Source organism: Paenarthrobacter sp. Z7-10 (assembly GCF_026932795.1).
Lineage (GTDB): Bacteria > Actinomycetota > Actinomycetes > Actinomycetales > Micrococcaceae > Arthrobacter_M.
In genome coordinates, this window is record NZ_JADPVH010000019.1 from 42,918 (window position 1) to 63,268 (window position 20,351).

General features: G+C 63.2%; 19 protein-coding genes. 12 read left to right on the forward strand and 7 right to left on the reverse strand.

Annotated elements, in window-relative coordinates:
- Positions 1-98: 98 nt before the first annotated feature.
- From IV498_RS07695 to sdhC, 7 genes are all read right to left on the reverse strand, one after another.
- Complete coding sequence (locus IV498_RS07695) at positions 99-833, reverse strand: hypothetical protein (RefSeq protein ID WP_269045973.1); 735 nt, start codon at positions 831-833, stop codon at positions 99-101.
- Between the two features lie 226 nt (positions 834-1,059).
- Positions 1,060-1,947 (reverse strand): maleylpyruvate isomerase family mycothiol-dependent enzyme, encoded by an 888-nt coding sequence (locus tag IV498_RS07700; RefSeq protein WP_269045974.1) that lies wholly within the window; start codon positions 1,945-1,947, stop codon positions 1,060-1,062.
- A gap of 19 nt (positions 1,948-1,966) precedes the next feature.
- Complete coding sequence (locus tag IV498_RS07705; protein ID WP_269045975.1) at positions 1,967-2,557, reverse strand: TetR/AcrR family transcriptional regulator; 591 nt, start codon at positions 2,555-2,557, stop codon at positions 1,967-1,969.
- A gap of 151 nt (positions 2,558-2,708) precedes the next feature.
- Entirely contained in the window at positions 2,709-3,488 is a 780-nt protein-coding gene (locus IV498_RS07710) for a succinate dehydrogenase iron-sulfur subunit (protein WP_269045976.1), read from the reverse strand.
- Between the two features lies 1 nt (position 3,489).
- The gene (gene sdhA, locus IV498_RS07715) at positions 3,490-5,286 is read right to left on the reverse strand and encodes a succinate dehydrogenase flavoprotein subunit (protein ID WP_269045977.1); all 1,797 of its coding nucleotides are present in this window, start codon (positions 5,284-5,286) and stop codon (positions 3,490-3,492) included.
- A gap of 141 nt (positions 5,287-5,427) precedes the next feature.
- Positions 5,428-5,886, reverse strand: coding sequence for a succinate dehydrogenase hydrophobic membrane anchor subunit (locus IV498_RS07720; protein ID WP_269045978.1), 459 nt, complete (start codon positions 5,884-5,886; stop codon positions 5,428-5,430).
- 2 nt (positions 5,887-5,888) lie between these two features.
- Entirely contained in the window at positions 5,889-6,281 is a 393-nt protein-coding gene (sdhC, locus tag IV498_RS07725) for a succinate dehydrogenase, cytochrome b556 subunit (RefSeq protein WP_269045979.1), read from the reverse strand.
- Positions 6,282-6,508: 227 nt separating this feature from the next.
- Here sdhC and IV498_RS07730 point away from each other — a divergent pair, with 227 nt between their 5' ends.
- The 12 genes from IV498_RS07730 (at position 6,509) to IV498_RS07785 (ending at position 19,631) form a co-directional block, all read left to right on the forward strand.
- Positions 6,509-7,666 carry a mannose-1-phosphate guanylyltransferase gene (locus IV498_RS07730; protein WP_269045980.1) on the forward strand — a complete coding sequence of 386 codons (1,158 nt, stop codon included), beginning with the start codon at positions 6,509-6,511 and terminating at the stop codon, positions 7,664-7,666.
- A gap of 128 nt (positions 7,667-7,794) precedes the next feature.
- On the forward strand, positions 7,795-8,997 hold the full coding sequence (locus IV498_RS07735; protein ID WP_269045981.1) for an amidohydrolase: 1,203 nt from the start codon (positions 7,795-7,797) through the stop codon (positions 8,995-8,997).
- 110 nt (positions 8,998-9,107) lie between these two features.
- Complete coding sequence (locus IV498_RS07740; RefSeq protein ID WP_269045982.1) at positions 9,108-9,584, forward strand: MarR family winged helix-turn-helix transcriptional regulator; 477 nt, start codon at positions 9,108-9,110, stop codon at positions 9,582-9,584.
- Between the two features lie 44 nt (positions 9,585-9,628).
- Positions 9,629-10,096 (forward strand): organic hydroperoxide resistance protein, encoded by a 468-nt coding sequence (locus IV498_RS07745; RefSeq protein WP_269045983.1) that lies wholly within the window; start codon positions 9,629-9,631, stop codon positions 10,094-10,096.
- Between the two features lie 101 nt (positions 10,097-10,197).
- Positions 10,198-11,241 (forward strand): NADP-dependent oxidoreductase, encoded by a 1,044-nt coding sequence (locus tag IV498_RS07750; RefSeq protein WP_269045995.1) that lies wholly within the window; start codon positions 10,198-10,200, stop codon positions 11,239-11,241.
- Positions 11,242-11,503: 262 nt separating this feature from the next.
- On the forward strand, positions 11,504-12,622 hold the full coding sequence (locus tag IV498_RS07755) for a BMP family lipoprotein (protein ID WP_442951316.1): 1,119 nt from the start codon (positions 11,504-11,506) through the stop codon (positions 12,620-12,622).
- A 131-nt stretch (positions 12,623-12,753) separates the two neighbouring features.
- Positions 12,754-14,310 (forward strand): ABC transporter ATP-binding protein, encoded by a 1,557-nt coding sequence (locus IV498_RS07760; protein ID WP_269045985.1) that lies wholly within the window; start codon positions 12,754-12,756, stop codon positions 14,308-14,310.
- Complete coding sequence (locus IV498_RS07765) at positions 14,307-15,650, forward strand: ABC transporter permease (RefSeq protein ID WP_442951315.1); 1,344 nt, start codon at positions 14,307-14,309, stop codon at positions 15,648-15,650. Before IV498_RS07760 ends, IV498_RS07765 begins: the two co-directional genes overlap by 4 nt.
- A complete protein-coding gene (locus IV498_RS07770) occupies positions 15,647-16,942 on the forward strand; it encodes an ABC transporter permease (RefSeq protein ID WP_269045986.1) in 1,296 nt (431 codons plus the stop codon). The genes IV498_RS07765 and IV498_RS07770 overlap by 4 nt, the downstream gene beginning before the upstream one ends.
- 55 nt (positions 16,943-16,997) lie before the next feature.
- Complete coding sequence (locus IV498_RS07775; protein ID WP_442951317.1) at positions 16,998-17,462, forward strand: cytidine deaminase; 465 nt, start codon at positions 16,998-17,000, stop codon at positions 17,460-17,462.
- Positions 17,463-17,467: 5 nt separating this feature from the next.
- Complete coding sequence (locus IV498_RS07780; protein ID WP_269045998.1) at positions 17,468-18,799, forward strand: thymidine phosphorylase; 1,332 nt, start codon at positions 17,468-17,470, stop codon at positions 18,797-18,799.
- Between the two features lie 187 nt (positions 18,800-18,986).
- Positions 18,987-19,631, forward strand: a complete 645-nt coding sequence (locus IV498_RS07785; protein ID WP_269045987.1) for a DedA family protein — start codon at positions 18,987-18,989, stop codon at positions 19,629-19,631.
- Positions 19,632-20,351 lie beyond the last annotated feature (720 nt).

A 20,351-nucleotide genomic window follows, 5' to 3' on the forward strand; every position in this document is an offset into this window, starting at 1 on the left:
GACAGCCCAGTATCAGCCAAGGCGCACGATACTGGCTGGGTTGCACCGACGGGTTTGCGGAGGGACCAGCGGCCATTGGCGCCTAATGTGCCCTGCGGCTACCGCCCGTTGCCTGCATCAGCGTCGCTCCCGGTTGCGGTCGTCAGTCCAGCCCTGTCAACCTTGCGGTGGAAGTGCATTCCAGCCAGGCCGCCCAGTATGGCGCCGAGCAGGCTGGCTGCCGCCACGACGACGACGGCGATGATGCCCGCAGTGGTCACGGTGCCTTCGTTTATGGGAATGCGGGGAAAGCTGTTCAGGTTCGCCAGGATATTGAATTTACTGCCCGCGATGGCGGCGAGAATGGCGACCAGGACCGCAATGATAATGGCCCAGATCCACACCATGACGCCCTGTCGAATCCCATTAAATCGGGCCATGCGCCCGGCCACATAGCCGCCGCAGTAGTACGCCACAAACAGGATGACCAACAAAATGATGGATCCCGCGACCCCTACGGTCTGGGGGTCCGCCGACACCTGGTTCAGTGCCTTAGTCGCGTTGGTGTTCGTCGCCACGCCCACGGCGGTGCCCGCTGCCGCTACCAGTGCCGTGAGCAGCACGGCCATGCCGGTGGCTGTCAGCCAGCCGAAGAACGCGGAGCCGACCTTCACCCCGCCGTAGCTTTCCTTTTCGCGGCTTCGCATTTCCCGGCCGGCAGCCTCCCGGTCGGCGTCCGCTTCCCGCGCGGCTCCGCGGTGCTCGGCCCGATGGATCCGTGAGGTGTCGGTGTCCTCCCGGCGTGCCCCGGAGTCGTCCCGGCGTGCCCCGGCGGGTTCATTCGTGCTGCTCATTGCTGCCTCCTGGTGCTTGATGCGCAAGCTATGGGTTACGGCTGCCCTGCATGGCCCCAGCCTACAAACCAAGCCCGCCATCTGGCAACGGCTCCACCAGGGCCTAAACCCGCATCGAATGAGTAACTCCTGTTCGATACAGGGCTGGATCGAACACCAAATGCTCACTCGATCCGGGTAGGTGGGACGGGGGAGTGGCGAGGGCGCCAGCCCTACTGGGCGCGGACTAGAAAGGGACCTTCACCCTTAGGAGCTCTTCTCCTTCGGCACGGCCGGAGAGGATCCGGCAAAAGTCGACGGCGTCCAAGACCAGGTTGGGAGGAATGGGGTGCACGTTCAAGTCGACTGTGTCCAAGACCTGGTTGGGAGGAGTGGCGTGCACATTAGAGTTCCCGGCGGGGACGCCACCGGCGTTCCCGTTCCCCTTCCCGGATCCGGTCCGGGACCAACTTCCGCCGGCAGGGCCGGTGAGCGTTAGTCGGTATGGTTGGCCGTGCCGGGCAGCCCACTCCCGCACCACGTCATCGACGATGGCACCGTCATGTCCGGGCGTCAGCTGCAGGTCAGTACTTGTAGCGCGGGCCAGATCAATCCTATGCATCCAAGGGTCCCTGGTCAGAATGGTGTCAACCAAGAATCCCAGGGTCCACCATTCCTCCACCTCTCCCACGACCTGTGCCGGCTGCATTAACCGGTGACGCAGGAAAGCCGGCATCAGCCGGCGTCCGCGCGTGGCCTTTGGACCAATGCGCCGTACCTGCTGAACAAGCTCCTGTGGTCCTGCGGCGGACCGTTCGGAGACCTGCAAGCCGGTCAGTGCGTCGATGAACAGCCCACCGGAGGCGTCCACCATGCGGCTCGCGGCTTTGACCTGTCGGCTGCTTTCCCACGGGGTGCATACCATTGCGGCCATGCCCGCGATGTGCGCCACCAACTCCCGGACCGTCCAGTCGGCGCAGTCGGTTGCCAGCACCCACTGGTTCTTCTCCAGAGCTCCGACGGCGGAAGCCACCCGCCGGTACTCTTCTCCCGCGAGACGCATGGCCGCAGTTCGCTCCATGGCCGGCGTCCACGGCGCTGTCCGCGTTCCCAAGGTACTGATGCCTATGCTCATGGCTTGCTCCTTCGTAAACTCAGAGACCCAAATTGTCGGCATACATCTCAACGGTCCGGTCCACGAGCCTGCGCCAGCGGTCACCGCCGGGACCATTGGCCAGTTGTGCGTCGACCAGACCGCCGATGAGCGCGGTGTACAGATCGATGTCTTCCTGGCGGGTCACCGAATAGCCAGCCAGTTCCGTGGATAACGTGTCCAGTACGGCCACGGAGTGTGCATACGACTCGGCTGTAGGGACGAAGCCCGGCACGGAACGTTGGTTCATCAGTTGGTTGCGGACAGGGTCCGAGGTGCAGAAATCGAAATAGCTGTGGGCAACGAGCCGAAGCCATCCCCTGGCGGGAAGGGGCTTTTCGGGAATGACTTCCTTCATCGCCTGACCGCACTCTTGCCACGCCTGCCCGAACATTGCATCAATGATGGCGTTGCGTGAATCGAAGTGGGTGTAGAGGGAGGGCGCTTGCATCCCCACCAGACGGGCGACCTCGCGGAGGGTAAATCCGGGTAGGCCCTGTTCGCGCGCCAAGGACCAAGCCGCATCCAGAATTTCCACGCGGACGGATGTACGCCGGTCGCGCTTCCTATCTCTGTTAGGAATTTCTAACATAGTTAGGATTGTCCTCCGGGCAGCGTATTCAGTCAATGGTCAGACGGGACGCGAAGTCCCTTCACGGCACGACCAAGCTGGCCTCCGGCTGGGCGGCCAGCCCGACAAGGAGAGAGGCTGGCCGCTTCCCGGACTACAGGCGCACGGAACGCTAGACGCGCCGGGTCAGGATGGCCTGTTTGACCTCGGCAATGGCTTGCGTGACCTGGATGCCGCGCGGGCACGCTTCGGTGCAGTTGAAGGTGGTCCGGCATCGCCAGACACCTTCCTTATCGTTGAGGATCTCCAGCCGCATGTCGCCGGCATCGTCCCGGGAATCGAATATAAACCGGTGCGCATTAACAATGGCGGCCGGACCGAAGTATTGGCCGTCTGTCCAGAAAACCGGGCACGATGAGGTGCAGGCGGCACACAGAATGCACTTCGTCGTATCGTCAAAGCGCGCACGCTCTTCCGCGGACTGCAGCCGCTCCCGGGTCGGCTCGTGGCCCTTGTTGATCAGGAAGGGCATGATTTCCCGGTAGGACTGGAAGAACGGCTCCATATCGACGATGAGGTCTTTTTCCACCGGAAGGCCCTTGATCGGCTCGACCAGGATCGGTTTCTTGGTGTCGAGGTCTTTGAGCAGCGTTTTGCAGGCAAGACGGTTGCGTCCGTTGATGCGCATGGCATCGGAGCCGCAGACCCCGTGGGCGCAGGAGCGACGGAAGGACAGCGAGCCGTCGTGCTCCCATTTAATCTTGTGCAGCGCATCAAGAACCCGGTCGGTGCCGTACATGGTGAGCTCAAAGTCTTCCCACACGGGCTCCGGGGAGACCTCCGGGTTGTAGCGGCGCACGCGCAAAGTGACGTTGAATGTGGGGATCTCGCCGCCACCAACGGACGCTGGAAGCTCGACCTTGGATGCCGGTTCGGCTAGTTCAGCTGTCATCTCAGTACTTCCTCACCATTGGCTCATAGCGCGTAAAAATTACTGGCTTGGTCCCCAGCCGGATGCCGGCCACGTGCTCGGCGGAGCCGGCCTGACTCACATTCGAGTCCTTGTAAGCCATTGAGTGCTTCATGAAGTTTTCGTCGTCGCGCTCCGGGAAGTCCTCGCGGAAGTGCCCGCCGCGCGACTCCTTGCGGTGCAGCGCCGCAACCGTCATGACTTTGGCCAGTTCCAGCAGGAAGCCCAGTTCCACGGCTTCGAGCAGATCCAGGTTGAACCGTTTGCCCTTGTCTTGGACCGTGATGCGCTGGTAACGATCTTCGAATCCGGCAATGTCAGCGAGTACGGTATTGAGCGAATCAGCCGTGCGGAACACCTGCATATTGGCGTCCATGGTGTCCTGCAGTTCCTTGCGGATGGCAGCCACCTTTTCACCGCCGTCGGAGGTCCGCACATGGTTCAGCAGCTCGTTTGTGTAAGCTTCCGGGTCCTCGGGGAGGTCAACGAAGTCGGCCGTCAGTGCGTACTCGGCCGCAGCGATTCCGGCGCGCTTGCCGAAGACGTTGATGTCGAGCAGCGAATTGGTGCCGAGCCGGTTGGAACCGTGCACCGAAACGCAGGCTACTTCACCGGCGGCATACAGACCCGGAATCACCGTGTCATTGTCCGCCAGCACCTGAGCGGTGATGTTGGTGGGGATGCCGCCCATGGCATAATGCGCCGTCGGGAAGACGGGGACTGGCTCCGTGTAGGGCTCGACACCGAGGTAAGTTCTGGCAAATTCGGTGATGTCCGGCAGCTTGGCATCAATGTGCGCCGGTTCCAGGTGCGTCAGGTCCAACAGCACATAGTCCTTGTTCGGCCCGCAGCCGCGCCCCTCGCGCACCTCATTGGCCATTGACCGTGCCACAATATCGCGCGGGGCGAGGTCCTTAATCGTCGGGGCGTAGCGCTCCATGAAACGCTCGCCCTCTGAGTTGCGCAGAATCGCGCCCTCGCCGCGGGCGGCCTCGGAGAGCAGGATACCCAGCCCGGCCAGGCCTGTCGGATGGAACTGGAAAAACTCCATGTCCTCCAGCGGAATGCCACGCCGGAAGGCGATGCCCATGCCGTCGCCGGTCAAGGTGTGTGCGTTGGAGGTGGTCTTGAAAACCTTGCCTGCTCCACCGGTCGCGAAGATGATCGATTTGGCTTGGAAAACGTGCAGTTCACCGGAGGCAAGGTCGTAGGAGACGACGCCGGCCACCTTCTTCTGGATCGTCGTGACGCCATCCACCGTGACTTCTTCGTCCACGGTCAGCAGATCAAGAACGTAGTACTCGTTGTAGAACTCAACGTTGTGACGGACGCAGTTTTGGTACAGCGTCTGCAGAATCATGTGGCCGGTGCGGTCCGCGGCATAGCAGGCGCGACGCACAGGAGCCTTACCATGGTCGCGGGTGTGGCCACCAAATCGCCGCTGGTCAATGCGGCCCTCGGGTGTGCGGTTGAACGGCAGGCCCATCTTTTCCAAGTCTAGCACCGCGTCGATGGCTTCCTTGGCCATGACCTCCGCAGCGTCCTGGTCCACCAGGTAATCTCCACCCTTGACGGTGTCAAAGGTGTGCCATTCCCAGTTGTCTTCCTCGACGTTGGCGAGGGCTGCGCACATGCCGCCCTGCGCGGCGCCCGTGTGCGAACGGGTGGGGTAGAGCTTGGTCAGTACAGCGGTTCGTGCGCGCTGGCCGGACTCGATGGCGGCACGCATGCCGGCGCCACCGGCTCCGACGATGACGACGTCGAATTTATGGACCTGCATACTGGATGCTCTTTCTCTCAAACTGCGGTTAAAGCTCTAATAAAATGTCTGGACTGGAATGCCCGGACCGCTGTGCCGCGGCCCCCGTTGTGGCTCCTTCGGCCCGCCGGAAACCGGGGGCGCCGAATGGCCATCAGCGGGTTACTTGGCCGGGCAGAACGACGGCAGGTCGGTGACGGCGCCGGCCGGGCAGGGGTCGAAGGTGAAAATGACCAAGGTTCCCAGGACCACGATGACGACGGTGGCGATGTAAAGCACCGTTTTCAGGGTCATCCGGGTGGCATTGCGCTCCGCATAGTCGTTGATGATGGTCCGGACACCGTTCGTGCCATGCAGCATGGCGAGCCAGAGCATCAGCAGGTCCCAGACCTGCCAGAACGGGCTGGCCCACTTACCGGCCACGAAACCGAAGTCAATGGCATGGATCCCATCACCGGCCATCAAGTTCACGAACAGGTGACCGAAGATCAGCACCACCAGCACCACGCCGGAAAGGCGCATGAACAGCCAGGCGATCATTTCAAAGCTGGAGCCGGAACGTTTGTTGCGGTTGTAATTGATGCCGCCGCTGCGCGGAGCCGAAATTGTCGGTGTTGCCATGATCAGTGCCCCCCGGGGATTGCTGAAAAGACGATGGAGAGGTGGCGGATCAGGAATGGAACCATGGTGATGACCCACAGGCCCAGGACGCCCCACAGGAGCTGCCGCTGGTACTTGGGGCCGCTCTTCCAGAAATCCACCAGAATGATGCGCAGGCCATTAAAGGCGTGAAAGACTATGGCGGCGACGAGACCGGCCTCGCCAAGTCCCATGATCGGGTTCTTATAAGCACCGATCACGGAGGTGTACGCCTCCGGAGACACCCGCACCAGCGAGGTGTCAAGGACGTGTACCAACAGGAAAAAGAAAATCACTACACCGGTAACTCGGTGTCCCACCCAGGACCACATGCCTTCACGGCCGCGGTACAGAGTGCCAGCTGGTTTTGTCGGCACTGATTAAACCTCCCCTGCATCGCCGTGGCGCTAGCGTGTTCCACGCGGGGATTACGCTCACAGCGAGAGCACTCGTAGCTCAAGCCTAAATCTAGGCTCAGCTGAAAGCTTATTCAAATTAGGCGTTCCTTGCCCTATGGGCCTTGTCACAGCGCACGTGGTGGCCGTCACGGACACCATGTGCGCTGCCGATGGTGTCCCACCCGGGTCCGTTACAGTTGGGGGTGATGAATACTGACTCGCAACCGGACGTGCTGGCGGAGCCTTCCGTCGACTCCGCCCGAACCCTGGCCCGCTTCTACGCGGTCATTCCGGCCGGGGGTGTCGGAACCAGGCTCTGGCCGCTGTCGCGGGCCGCCGCGCCCAAGTTCCTGCATGACCTGACCGGGTCAGGCAGCACGCTGCTGCGCGCCACGTATGACCGGCTCCGGCCGCTTTCCGGCGAGCGGATACTGGTCGTAACCGGGCAGGCGCACAGCCAGGCGGTCGGCCGGCAGCTGCCGGAGGTCGCTGACGCGGATCTGATTTTGGAGAGCGAACCGAAGGATTCGGCGGCAGCCATTGGTCTCGCGGCAGCCATTCTCTACCAGCGGGACCCGGACATCATCATGGGATCGTTTGCCGCAGATCATGTCATCAGCCCGGACACTGCATTCCGGGACGCTGTGCGTGAAGCGATCTTCACCGCGGCGACGGGAAAGATTGTCACGATCGGGATTAAGCCCACCCACCCCTCCACCGGCTTTGGCTATGTCCGCACCGGTGCCCCGCTCGCCATCGCCGGCGCGCCCAGTGCCCATGCCGTCGTCGAGTTCGTGGAGAAGCCCAGCGAAGAGGTTGCCCTTGCGTACCTGGCCAGCGGTGACTACAACTGGAACGCCGGAATGTTCGTGGCGCCGGTGGCCCTGATGCTCAAGCACCTTTCCGCCAATGAGCCGGAGCTGTTCGCGGGCCTGACCGAAATTGCCCAGGCGTGGGACACACCAGCCCGGCAGGAGGTCACGGCCCGGATCTGGCCGACGCTGCCAAAAATTGCCATCGACTATGCGGTGGCCGAGCCCGCTGCTGACGCGGGCGATGTGGCGGTCATTCCGGGAACTTTCAGCTGGGACGACGTGGGGGATTTCGCCGCGATCGGCCGGCTGAACAGCGCCAATGAGGTCGACGACGTCACAGTCGTCGGCGAGGGCGCGCGCGTCTTCACCGACTCCGCCTCCGGAGTGGTGGTCACCGACACCAAACGGGTGATCGCGTTGATCGGGATCAAGGACGTCGTCATCGTCGATACCCCTGATGCGCTGCTTGTCACGACCACGGAGCATGCACAGCGGGTGAAGAGTGCCGTGGACCGGCTCAAGGCCAGCGGCGATACTGACGTGCTCTAAGCCTGCGGCAGCAACATCCGCAGCGGCTGGGACAATGCCAAAGGCGGCGAGTGCAACGCCAAGGGCAGCAGGGGTAACGAGCCGCCCCCAATGCCGGGATTCCTTTCCCCAGTGGCTAGAGTTTCTGTGTGCGCAACTACTCCTCCGAGACTGAACCGACGTTGCTGATCGGCCCGTGGCTGGAACCGATATTGGCGGAATTGCTGCTGTTCCGGCGCGACTTACATGCCCATCCCGAACTTTCCCGGCAGGAATACCGCACCACCGAGAAGCTTGTCGAGGCCCTGACTGCCGCCGGGTTGAAGCCGCGCCGGCTCAAGAACACTGGTCTGGTGGTCGACGTCGGCTCCGGACCGATTGCCACAGCGTTGCGCGGAGACATAGACGCTCTGCCGATTATGGAAGAAACGTCCCTGCCCTTCGCCTCGAAAAACCACGGCGTGACACACGCCTGCGGACACGACGTGCATACCACCTGCATGCTCGGAATCGCGCTGGTGCTGGCGGCCATGCATTCGCACCGGCCGCTGGGTGCCACCATTCGCATCATCTTCCAACCGGCCGAGGAGACGATGCCGGGCGGGGCGCTGGATGCGATCGCCCAGGGCGCCTTGGACGGTGTGCCCCGGATTCTTGCGCTGCATTGCGATCCCAGGATCGCCGTCGGCAATATCGGCACGCGCATTGGTGCAATCACCAGCGCCTCGGACACCATCAAGATTGAGCTCACCGGCCGCGGCGGCCACACCTCCCGCCCGCACCTGACCGAGGACATGGTGTTCGCACTTGCCCAGATAGCCATCAACGTTCCCGCCGTGCTGTCCCGCCGCGTGGATGTTCGAAGCGGCGTCTCGGTGGTATGGGGACAGATCAATGCCGGTTCCGCGCCGAACGCCATCCCCGCCAACGGACTGCTGTTCGGAACCATGCGCTGCCTTGACCGCGACGCCTGGCATTCGGCCGGCAGGCTGCTCGATGACGTAGTGCAGCAGGTGGCCGCACCCTATGGCGTCGAGGTGGCCCTGGAACACATCCGCGGCGTGCCCCCGGTGGTGAACTCGGAGCACGAGACGGCCCTGATTGAAGCCGCTGCCCGCTCTGAGCTGGGCGAGGACGCCGTGGTGCTGACCCCGCAGTCCATGGGCGGGGAGGACTTTGCCTGGTTCCTGCAGGACCTTCCGGGCGCCATGATGCGATTGGGAACGCATGTGCCCGGCGGTGAAGTCTATGACCTGCACCGCGGCGACTACATAGTCGATGAGGGAGCGCTCGCCAATGGCATCAAGGTCCTGGCAGCGGCGGCGCTCCGATCCATCCGCGACCTCCTCTGATCCGACTTGGATCGCGCTTTCACGCACCTTGATCCGACTCGGCGCGCTTCGTACCGGGACGCAACATATAATAAGTTGTGCACAATCTAGTTGGGCGCTATGGTGGGGCAATGACCGAACGGGACATGCTCAAGCGTCAAGTTTGCTTTGCCTTATATTCGGCGTCGCGGGCTGCCACAGCCGTGTACAGGCCGATGCTTGAGCGCCTGGGCCTGACTTATCCGCAGTATTTGGTCCTGCTGCTGCTCTGGGAACGGGACCAAGCCACGGTGCGCGAACTGGGGGAGGCGCTGGAGTTGGATTCCGGTACGCTGTCCCCGTTACTGAAGCGGCTCGAGGCCGCCGGTCTGCTGAGGCGCAGGCGGTCCGCCGGTGATGAACGGCGGGTGGAGATTCACCTGACGGCCGACGGCGCCGCCCTCCAACGGCGGGCCGCGGAGATTCCGCAGCGGTTGGCCGATGCGTCAGGGCTTTCCCTCCCGGAGCTGGATCAGCTACAGGACACGTTGGGCAAACTCACCGAGGCGCTGCACGAAGCAGCGAAGGTACCTCTGCTTGGCTCCCACCCGCAGCAACTGAAGAACTAAGGCACCTTTCCCGGGCTCCCACCCGCAGCAACTAAAGGATCAATATGAAGATTTTGTACACAGCCGAGGCAGTGGCTACTGGGGACGGCCGGGACGGACATGCCCGCAGTTCCGACGGCGCGTTGGATGTTGGGCTGGCTTCACCGCCTGAACTGGGCGGCACCGGCGAGGGCACCAATCCCGAGCAACTCTTCGCCGCTGGCTACGCTGCATGCTTCCACTCGGCCCTCCGGCTGGTGGCGCGGCGACGGCACGTCGATGCGGGCGGATCCTGGGTGCGTGCCAAGGTCGATTTCGGGCCCAGCGGTGGTGGTGCATACGGCATCGGTGTGCGGATGGACATCTGCCTTCCCGAATTGGATCGGGAAGCGGCGCGACCCCTGGTCGACGACGCCCATCAGGTCTGCCCTTATTCAAATGCCACCCGGGGAAACATCAGTGTGCAATTGAGCATTGTCGACTCCGAAGTGCCGGCGACCATGGATTCCGAGCCGGCGGGGGTGCCGGCATGAACGCCGCCGGCATGAACGCTGCGGGTCCAAACTCTGCCGGCCAGGACGGCGCGGGTCCAAACTCTGCCGGCCAGGACCCTGCGGGTCCAAACCCGGTTGCCATGGAGGCCGAGGATCTGGACGGCAAAACTGGCCTTCCGCGGACGGGGCTGGAGGTCCATCTGGCGTCCCGACCGAACGGTTGGCCCGTGCCGGAAAATTTCCGGCTGGCCAGAGTTGAACTGCCGGATTTGGCCGATGGACAGGTGCTGGTCCGCAATACCGCCATCTCGGTGGACCCCTATATGCGGGGACGGATGGACGATGTGAAGTCCTACAGCGCGCCGTTCGCCTTGGACAAGGCGTTGGAGGGCGGCGCCGTGGGCACCGTCATTGCCTCCCGCAGCGTCGAGCGGGCCGTGGGCGACGTCGTCGTACATTTCCACGGCTGGCGTGAGTATGCCGTGCTGGAGGGCGGTGCGACGAAGCCGGTGGACACTTCGGTGGCCCCGGCGTCCGCCTATCTCGGCGCGCTCGGCATGACCGGGCTGACAGCCTATGCCGGACTGATGCAGGTGGCCGCCTTCACCCCTGGGGACACAGTCTTTGTCTCCGGAGCAGCAGGTGCGGTTGGATCGCTGGTGGGTCAGATGGCCAAGAACCTTGGTGCCGGACGGGTCATCGGCAGTGCCGGTTCCGCTGCGAAGGTGCAGAGGCTGCTTGAACTGGGCTTTGACGCTGCTTTCAATTATCACGACGGACCGGTCCGCGACTCATTGAAGAGTGCGTTGGGGAGCTCCGCCGGCATCGACGTCTACTTTGACAATGTAGGCGGAGAGCACTTGGAGGCCGCTATTGCCAAGATGAATCCGTTTGGTCGGATCGCTCTCTGCGGGGCCATCTCGCAGTACAACAACAGCTCTCCGGCCCCCGGACCGTCCAACCTTGCGTTGGCCATTGGTAAGCAGTTGATGCTGCGAGGTTTTTTGGTCGGCAGCTACCAGCATTTGGCCCCGGAATTCGCGTCCCGGATGGGGCGGTGGCTGGCCAGCGGCGACGTTCACACCGATGAAACCGTGGTGCACTCGCTGCCCAGTGCGCCGCAGGCCTTCATCGACATGCTGCGCGGGGCCAACACCGGCAAGATGATCGTCGCGCTGGACTGAAGGATGGTCCGGGGCTACCCGTTGGTAACAAGTTTCCAACAATGATCGCGCGGTCATCCGGATGGCCCTCGACCGGGAGCGTGTAACGCTAGGGTATTGTCATCATTGCGCCACGGCGCAGCGCCACGAAAATATCAGTGACAACAGAATTTCGGTACGGTGTTACGCACTATTACCAACGGACACTCATTGAAACTTCAGCCGTGGGGCTCAACATCTTTCTGGAGGAACATTGATCAAGCCCGCCCCAAAGAAACCCCTACTGAAGCTCTCCCGGTTAGCCGCAGCGAAGCGCGGTGCCACGGCCGGCACCATCGCCTTGAGCGCCACCGCTCTGTTGCTCAGCGGTTGCGGCACGCCGCCGTCGGCGGCGGCCGCTGGCGATTCCAACAGCGCCGGTGCCAGCGACTACCTTGGCTGCATTGTCTCGGACTCCGGCGGATTCGACGACCAGTCGTTCAACCAGTCCTCCTATGAGGGCCTGAAGAAGACGGTGGCCGATCTGGGCATCAAGATGAAGGAAGCGGAGTCCACCACCAAGGCGGACTTCGAGCCGAATCTGAACCAGATGTCCAACGCCGGCTGCAACCTGACCTTCTCCGTTGGTTTCCTGCTCAAGGACGCCACCGAAACGGTTGCGAAGAAGGACACGAAGGGCCACTTCGCCACCATCGACGACAACGAGATCTCGCTGCCCAACGTCAAGCCCGTCGTCTACGACACGGCGCAGGCGGCGTTCCTCGCGGGATACGCTGCAGCCGCACAGTCCAAGACCGGAAAGGTCGGCACATTTGGGGGTATCAACATTCCCACCGTGACGGTCTTCATGGATGGCTTCGCCGATGGCGTGAAGTACTTCAATGAGAAAAAGGGCAAGTCCGTTAAGCTGCTGGGCTGGGACAAGGCCACCCAGCAGGGCGTGTTTGCCAATACCTTTGATGTCATCCAGGAAGGCACCAAGGCCACCAATAACCTGTTGGGCGAAGGTGCCGACGTGATCATGCCGGTTGCTGGGCCGCTGGGTCAGGGCGCCGGAGATGCCATTCTCGCCGCGAACAAGGCGGGCAAGGATGCCAAGCTGGTGTGGGTCGACTCCGACGGTTACCTGACGGCTCCGGCGTACAAGTCCATCCTGCTGACCTCCGTCATGAAGAAGATGGGCGACGCGGTGGAAAGCATCGTCAAGGATGACAAGGCGGGCAAGTTTGATCCCACCCCGTACATCGGCACGCTGGAGAACGACGGCGTGGCGCTGGCTCCCTTCCACGATCTGGATTCGGCGGTGTCCGCGGACACCAAGTCCGAACTGGATGCGATCAAGAAGGACATCATCTCCGGAGCACTGAAGGTCGAGTCGAAGGCCAGCCCGAAGACCAAGTAGGCTGCCGTTCCTGGTGCGCCGTCTCCCCAGCCAGGCTGCGGAGGCGGCGCGCTTTTGCGGCGGATCACCGGCCGGACACAACCTCCGGCCAATCATTTTCCGGCAGAATTTTCCCAAGACGGGTTGGAACCTTGAAACTGGAACTCAAGGGCATTACCAAGAGCTTTGGCTCCCTGGTGGCCAATGACCACATTGACCTGGTGGTGCAACCGGGTGAGATCCACGGCCTGCTGGGCGAAAATGGCGCCGGAAAATCCACCCTGATGAACGTCCTCTACGGCCTGTACGAGCCCTCCTCCGGAGAAATCCTCATCGATGACAAGGCCGTGAAATTTTCCGGACCGGCCGACGCGATGGCGGCCGGGATCGGCATGGTGCATCAGCACTTCATGCTTGTGCCGGTCTTTACAGTGGCCGAAAACGTCGCCTTGGGCAAGGAAGCCACGGGATTTGCCGGTGTGTTGGATTTGGAACAAACACGGAAGAAAATCCGGGACATCTCCGCGAAGTATGGCTTCGACGTGGACCCTGACGCCGTGGTCGAGGACCTGCCCGTCGGCGTGCAGCAGCGCGTGGAGATCATCAAGGCCCTGGTCCGGGATGCCCGGATCCTGATCTTGGACGAGCCCACCGCCGTGCTCACCCCGCAGGAGACCGACGAGCTGATTTCCATCATGCGCCAGCTCAAGGACAGCGGCACCTCGCTGGTGTTCATCACGCACAAACTGCGCGAGATCAAGGCCATTGCGGACACGATCACGGTGATCCGGCGCGGAAAAATGGTGGGCACGGCGCTGCCGTCGGCGGCCACCACGGAGCTGGCGGCACTGATGGTGGGCCGTTCCGTCAGCCTGGCGTTGAACAAGGCCGATGCCACTCCGGGCGAGGAGACCTTCCGGGTCCGGAACCTGACGGTGATGGACGACGCCGGGCACCGCCTGGTCGACGATGTCAGCTTCGGCGTCGGCACCGGCGAGATTTTGGCCATCGCCGGTGTGCAGGGCAACGGTCAGACCGAGCTGACGGAGGCCGTACTGGGCCTGCACAAGCACGTAAAGGGATCTGTAACCCTGGATGGGCGTGAATTGGTGGGACGCAATGTACGCCAGGTCCTTGATGCCGGCGTGGGTTTTGTTCCCGAGGATCGGCAGATCGACGGACTGGTGGAGCATTTCTCCATCGCCGAGAACCTGATCCTGGATTTGTATGGAAAAGCTCCCTTTTCCCGTGGTTCGACCCTGAACCGGGCCGCCATTGCCCGGCATGCGGAAGCGAAGGTTGTCGAATTCGACGTCCGCACCCCCTCCGCGTCGGTGCCCGTTGGCACCCTGTCCGGCGGGAATCAGCAAAAGGTGGTGCTGGCCCGGGAGCTGTCACGGCCGCTCAAACTGTTCATTGCCTCACAGCCAACCCGCGGCGTCGACGTCGGATCGATCGAGTTCCTGCATAAGCGAATCATCGCCGAACGGGACAAGGGAACACCCGTCGTCATCGTCTCCACCGAGCTGGACGAGGTGCTGGAACTGGCGGACCGCATCGCCGTCCTCTACGCCGGTGCGCTGATGGGCATTGTCCCCGGAAAATCTTCCCGATCCTTATTGGGACTGATGATGGCCGGGCTGACCGCCACAGAGGCGCAGGCACAGCTGGATGCCTCCGCCACCACCGCAGAAGGAGAACTTTCATGAGGGACCCGCGGGGCGTTGAGGCCAACGAGTCCGATCAACCGGCGGTGTCTGCCGGGAGCCTGACCGGCGACGGTCCGGCCGACGGCGGCGCTCCCGCCGGCAGCGCGGGGGAGGCGGAGCTTACCGGGGTGGGAACGTCCGGAAGGCTGCCTTCGACAGCAACAGGTGGCGACGGCGACCATACCGGCAAGCGCATCGTCCGGGAGATCATGAGCGGCAGCGCGCTCGTGTCGGTGCTCGCCGTCGTCGTCGCCCTCGTGATCGGTGGATTGCTGATCGCGGTGACAGACAAGCGCGTGGCGGCCGCCTCGGGATACTTCTTCGCTGAACCAGGCAATACCTTTGCCGCGGCTTGGACCGCGGTCTCCGAAGCCTACGGCGCACTGCTGCGCGGCGCCACCTACGATCCGGGTGCGCGGACTTGGCTTGGGCAGCTGGGAATCTTCGAAACGCTCACCTTCGCGACGCCGCTGATCCTGGCCGGCCTGGCGGTCACCATCGCGTTCCGCGCCGGACTGTTCAACATCGGCGCCCAGGGCCAGATTATTCTCGGCGCCACCTTTGCCGGCGCCGTCGGATTCGGACTGGACCTGCCGCCGGTCATCCACCTGCTCGCGGTGATTGTCGCCGGCGCCATCGGCGGAGCCATCTGGGGCGGGATTGCCGGTGTGCTCAAGGCCCGCACCGGCGCGCATGAGGTGATTGTGACCATCATGCTCAACTACATTGCCCTGAGTCTGGTGCTCTACCTGCTCAAAAACCAGCTGAAGGCGCCCGGCAGCACCAACCCAGTCAGCCCCGCCATGAAGGATTCGGCCGTTTTTCCACTCCTGCTGGGTGATAATTTCCGCCTTCACGCCGGCTTCCTCCTCGCCGTCGTGGCCGTGGTGGCGATCGCCTGGCTGCTTAACCGCTCCACGCTGGGCTTTGAGCTGCGGGCCATCGGCGCCAATCCGAGCGCCGCGCGGACCGCGGGCATGATCGTCTCCCGTGGCTACATCGTGGTGATGCTCATTTCCGGCGCTCTGGCTGGCCTGGCTGGCGTGGCGCAGATTTCCGGCACCGAAAAGTCCCTCGACTCTGAGGTTGCCGGCAGCATCGGGTTCGACGCCATCACCGTGGCGCTGTTGGGACGCTCCACGCCGTGGGGCACTTTCTTTGCGGCCCTGCTCTTTGGCGCATTCAAAGCCGGCGGGACCTCGATGGCGGTCAACGCAGATGTCTCCATCGACATTGTGCTGGTGGTCCAGTCCCTGATTGTGCTCTTCATCGCCGCACCTCCGCTGATCCGGGCCATGTTCCGGCTAAAGACCCCATCCACACGAGGAGCGGGCGCATGAGCACCGTCATCAAGACCGAGCCCAACGCCTTCAAGGACCAACTGGCGGTTCGCAGCTGGAAGCTGCCGCTGACCTTCGGAGCCCTGGCGCTGTTTGCGATCCTGGTCTTCGCCATTTTCGGCCCCGATGGCAGGGCCACCTTCCGGCTCTCCCAGGACGGAGACGCCTGGCAGTTGCCTGATCTGGTCCTGCCCGCCAAACCGGTGGGAATTCTGGCGGCCGCCGGTTGTGTGGCGCTGGCGATACTGTCCTATCTGCAGACAAAATTGGAGGGCAGGACCCGCCGGTCCGTGTCCAACGCCTTTACGGTGCTCTTTGTGCTGGGCCTGCTGGTGTGGATTATTGGCGGAACGAAGTCCCAGAACATCACCTTGGTGGGTCTTTTCACCGGCGCCATGCTGATCATCACGCCGCTGGTTTTCGGATCCCTCTCCGGGGTTCTGTGCGAACGCTCTGGGGTGGTCAACATTGCCATTGAAGGGCAGTTGCTGGCCGGCGCATTTACCGCAGCGCTGGTCGGCTCCATTACCGGCAATGCATACGCGGCCCTGGTTGCCGCGGCTGCGGCTGGTGTCCTGGTCTCGGTCCTGCTCGCCGCCTTCAGCATCAAGTACCTCGTGAACCAGATCATCGTTGGCGTCGTGCTGAACGTTCTGGTCGCGGGGCTGACAGGTTTTCTGTTTGAGAAGATCATGAAGATCAAGGTCCAGGGCGTCACCGTTTACAACGACCCACCACACCTGCCCAACCTGCCGATCCCGCTGCTGTCAGACATCCCCATGCTGGGACCGATGTTTTTCCGGCAGTCCATCATCGGTTACCTGATGCTGGTGCTGGTGGCAGTCATCTGGTTCGGCCTTTTCCGCACCCGCTGGGGGCTGCGGGTCCGCGCTGTAGGGGAGCACCCCCAGGCGGCCGACACCATGGGCATCAACGTCAACCGGACGCGCTTCATCAACGTCCTGGCCGGCGGGGCCGTGGCGGGTGTGGGCGGAGCCTATTTCACCCTGGTGGCGGTCAGCAGCTTCAGCAAGGACATGACCGGCGGCCTGGGATTCATTGCCCTGGCCGCGCTGATCTTCGGCCGCTGGAATCCCATCGGTGCTTTCCTGGCCGCGCTGCTCTTTGGTGTTGCGGGCAATCTGCAGAGCATCCTGTCGTTGGCGGTCACTCCCATTGACGGCCAGTTCCTGGCCATGCTGCCGTACGCGCTGACCATCCTGGCCGTCTCCGGACTTGTCGGTAAATCCCGCGCACCAGCCGCCAGCGGCGAACCATATATCAAGGGATAAGACCATGAATTTCTCTGAACCTCCGGAATCTGACAAGACAGGGCTCGATCTGGCGGTGACCGATCCGTCGTCGTCCGGTCCGGCAGTGCCCGGCACTGCGGTGACCGATCCGTCGTCGTCCGGTCCGGCCGTGGACTGGAAGGCGCTGGAGGCGGCGGCCAAGGCGGCCAGCGCCTGCGCCTACGCACCCTACTCCGGCTTCCCGGTCGGGGCAGCGGCACTGACCGACGACGGCCGGATCGTGACCGGCGCCAATGTGGAGAACGCCAGCTATGGTCTTACCCTCTGCGCGGAATGCATACTGGTGGGCAATCTGCAGCTTGGTGGCGGCGGACTGCTGGTAGCTTTTTACTGTGTGGACGGACCAGGGAATGTCCTGATGCCATGCGGGCGGTGCCGGCAATTGCTTTACGAATTCCGGGCGCCGGGAATGCTGCTGATGACCACACGCGGCATCCGAACCATGGACCAGGTGTTGCCCGACGCCTTTAGCCCCCAACACCTCCAGGAAGCCGGATGAGCGACATGACCCCAACAGGATCCGCCGGGCATAACCCAACACGGCACTCCTCCTCTGCGTCCTTTGACGCGGTGGACATTATCCGTACCAAGCGCGACCACGGGACGCTGAGCCCCGAGCAGATCAGCTGGACCATCGACGCATACACCCGCGGTGTCATCGCCGAGGAGCAGATGGCCGCGTTGAACATGGCGATCCTGCTCAACGGCATGAACCGGGAGGAGATCTCAAACTGGACGTCGGCCATGATTGCTTCAGGTGAGCGGATGGACTTTTCCGCCTTGGGCATGGCAACCAGCGACAAGCATTCCACCGGCGGAGTGGGGGACAAGATCACCCTTCCGCTGGCACCACTAGTGGCAGTCTTCGGAGTTGCAGTACCGCAGCTCTCCGGCCGTGGCCTGGGGCATACCGGCGGCACGTTGGACAAGCTCGAGTCCATTCCAGGTTGGCGGGCCGAGTTGAGCAGTACCGAGATGATGCGCCAGTTAGCGGACGTCGGCGCCGTGATCTGCGCCGCCGGTGCGAGTCTGGCCCCGGCGGATAAAAAGCTGTACGCACTGCGCGACGTCACGGGCACGGTGGAGTCCATCCCGCTGATCGCCTCCTCGATCATGAGCAAGAAGATCGCCGAAGGGACGGGGTCGCTGGTTCTCGACGTCAAGGTGGGCTCCGGCGCCTTTATGAAGGACGAAGCGAGTGCCCGGGAGCTGGCCCGGACCATGGTCGCGTTGGGCCAGGATGCCGGCGTGAACACTGTGGCCCTGCTAACCAACATGGAGACCCCTCTGGGCCTGACGGCCGGGAACGCGATAGAGGTCCAGGAATCCGTGGAGGTGCTGGCCGGCGGCGGTCCGGACGACGTCGTCGAACTCACCATCCGGTTGGCGGAGGAAATGCTCGCCGCGGCCGGCGTGCACGGCGCGGACCCCGCCGCAGCGCTGCGCGACGGACGTGCCATGGACGTATGGCGCCGCATGATTGCCGCGCAGGGCGGGGATCCGGACGCCAGGCTGCCGGAGGCGAAGGAATCCGAAGTCATATACGCCCCAGCCGATGGAGTGCTGGTGGGTCTGGACGCGCTGGCTGTCGGAATCGCGGCCTGGCGACTTGGCGCCGGCAGGGCACGCAAGGAGGACCTTGTCCAGGCGGGTGCGGGCGTGCGCATGCATGCCAAACCCGGTGCCCTCGTGCGGGCCGGGGAGCCACTGATGACGCTGCTCACGGATACTCCGGAACGGTTTGCCCGGGCCAAAGAGGCGCTGGCAGCCGCCGTCGTCATCGCGCCCGAGGGATCCCGGCCGTCGCAGCGGCTGATCTTGGACAGGATTGCTTAACGCCTCTCATACCAGAGGCGGATGGGCCCCCGGCGATCTACTCCGGAGGGGTGATAGCGCCCACGCTTCCGCCGTGGGAAACTTGACTTACGCCCACCATTGAAGAGGAGCCGGCCACGCAGTGGACTGGATACACGCGCTAGACCAAATGATCGCGCATTCCACCACTGCCTGGTGGATTGTCCCTTTGGTTACTCTGTTTTGCCTGATTGACGGCTTCTTCCTCTTTCTGCCCAGCGAAACAGCAATCGTTGGACTCGCCGCCGCCGCCACTCTGCACGGGGCGCCCAATGTCTGGCTCTTACTGGCTGGAGGTGCCATTGGAGCTGTGATCGGGGACAACATTGCCTACCAGCTGGGCCGCCGGCTGGGCACCACCCGCTTTGGGTGGATGCGGCGGCCACGGATCGCCCGGTCCTTCGAGTGGGCCCGCAAGGAGCTTGACAAACGCGGAGCGGTACTCATTTTTACTGCCCGCTACATCCCAGTGGGCCGCATCGCCGTAAACTACACGGCCGGAGCCACCCAGTTCTCATGGCGGCGTTTCTTCGTGCTGGATTTTCTGGCGGCCGTAACTTGGTCAAGCTATTCGGTGGCCATTGGCACCTTTGCCGGCCGCTGGGTCCATCACAATCCCCTGCTGGGTGTGGCTATTGCGATTGCTTTCGCCATCGTGATGGGATTTTTGGTGGACCATGGGTTGAAGCTGTTTCACCGCGCGCTGGATAAACGCCAGGACCGCAATCGGGCACAGCCCGACGACGGCGATGCAGGGACACAGGAGACCGCCCGGGTGGCAGTCGAGCCAGTCCCCACGGCCAAGGAGTCGTGAGGTTAGCAGGGTTGCGTCTTCCGTACCGCGACCGATCACGCCGAACATCATGGGTGAGTCTAGAGCTTGCACCGCAGGACACGTCGTTGCGCGGCGCTGCAGTTCTGCACACGGATAGTTGACCGTCCTCCCATCTAACCCGTCTCTGGCTTGGCCGAACCAACGACGGCGGATTTGGAGCGAGACACCGAGCGGGAACGAGCCGACGTTAATTTCCTCGAGTCTGTGCGCCTATTGGCATGCATCTCATCATCGGAGATAGCGCCGGTTCCGTGCTGACCCGAAACATCATCCGCGTCAGTGACGTCAGGGCGGGACGCTCCGGGCGCAGGAGCAGCATCCGCGACGGGGTGCCAGGGGGGAAGCCGGGGCTCCAGCGGAGTAGCCGGGCCGCCAGCGGGAAAGCCGGGGCTCCAGTGGAGTAGCCGGGCCGCCAGCGGGAAAGCCGGCGCCAGTAGGGAAGCCGGGCCACCAGCGGGGTAGCAGGGCCGCCAGCGGGGTAGCCGGGCCGCCAGTAGGGAAGCCGGGGCGCCAGCGGAGAAGCTGGGGCACCGGTGGGATGGGGGAAAGGAGTTTTCCCCTGTTGTGTGTGGTGGTGGTTGTGTGGGGCTTTTTTGTCGGTGCCCCTCGGTAGCGTTAAGACAGTTGGGGAAGGTCGTAGGGTTCCTGGTGAAGTGAGGGTGGGTGGGATGGATATTAATGCGGATAATATTGCCGCGG

Bases quoted from the DNA above. Each gene is read 5' to 3' on its own strand.
- IV498_RS07740 (WP_269045982.1), top strand. From the start codon at position 9,108: ATGACCGAACGGGACATGCTCAAGCGTCAAGTTTGCTTTGCCTTATAT.
- IV498_RS07700 (WP_269045974.1), bottom strand. From the start codon at position 1,947: ATGAGCATAGGCATCAGTACCTTGGGAACGCGGACAGCGCCGTGGACG.
- IV498_RS07730 (WP_269045980.1), top strand. From the start codon at position 6,509: ATGAATACTGACTCGCAACCGGACGTGCTGGCGGAGCCTTCCGTCGAC.
- IV498_RS07705 (WP_269045975.1), bottom strand. From the start codon at position 2,557: ATGTTAGAAATTCCTAACAGAGATAGGAAGCGCGACCGGCGTACATCC.
- IV498_RS07695 (WP_269045973.1), bottom strand. From the start codon at position 833: ATGAGCAGCACGAATGAACCCGCCGGGGCACGCCGGGACGACTCCGGG.
- IV498_RS07750 (WP_269045995.1), top strand. From the start codon at position 10,198: ATGGAGGCCGAGGATCTGGACGGCAAAACTGGCCTTCCGCGGACGGGG.
- IV498_RS07765 (WP_442951315.1), top strand. From the start codon at position 14,307: ATGAGGGACCCGCGGGGCGTTGAGGCCAACGAGTCCGATCAACCGGCG.
- IV498_RS07780 (WP_269045998.1), top strand. From the start codon at position 17,468: ATGACCCCAACAGGATCCGCCGGGCATAACCCAACACGGCACTCCTCC.
- sdhA (WP_269045977.1), bottom strand. From the start codon at position 5,286: ATGCAGGTCCATAAATTCGACGTCGTCATCGTCGGAGCCGGTGGCGCC.
- IV498_RS07745 (WP_269045983.1), top strand. From the start codon at position 9,629: ATGAAGATTTTGTACACAGCCGAGGCAGTGGCTACTGGGGACGGCCGG.
- IV498_RS07710 (WP_269045976.1), bottom strand. From the start codon at position 3,488: ATGACAGCTGAACTAGCCGAACCGGCATCCAAGGTCGAGCTTCCAGCG.
- IV498_RS07770 (WP_269045986.1), top strand. From the start codon at position 15,647: ATGAGCACCGTCATCAAGACCGAGCCCAACGCCTTCAAGGACCAACTG.
- IV498_RS07720 (WP_269045978.1), bottom strand. From the start codon at position 5,886: ATGGCAACACCGACAATTTCGGCTCCGCGCAGCGGCGGCATCAATTAC.